Below are 263 nucleotides of genomic sequence, written 5' to 3'. Positions count from 1 at the left end.
CCATGGACCTGGAGAACTTCACCGTGCCCGTCCCGGGGGTCCGCGACACCGCCGTGATCGGCGCCCCCCACCCCCAGTGGGAGGAGCGCCCCCTGGCCCTCGTGGTGCGGGACGAGGACTCCGACGCCGACCAGGACGCCGTCCTCGCCGCACTCGCCGAGCGCTTCGCCACCTGGCAGCTGCCCGACGAGGACCGCTTCGTGACGGAGAACGACCGGACCGGCGTCGGGAAGGCCAACAAGCGCAAGCTGCGCGCCGACTAC

General features: G+C 73.0%; 1 pseudogene. It reads left to right on the top strand.

Annotated features, from left to right (window positions below):
* Positions 1-2 precede the first annotated feature (2 nt).
* Positions 3-263, top strand: a pseudogene (locus tag KVS67_RS12175) (AMP-dependent synthetase); the annotation flags it as partial.

This window comes from Micrococcus sp. GbtcB5, assembly GCF_019091605.1.
GTDB classification, from domain to species: Bacteria; Actinomycetota; Actinomycetes; order Actinomycetales; family Micrococcaceae; genus Micrococcus; species Micrococcus luteus.
This window is presented reverse-complemented; position numbering and strand designations above follow the sequence as displayed.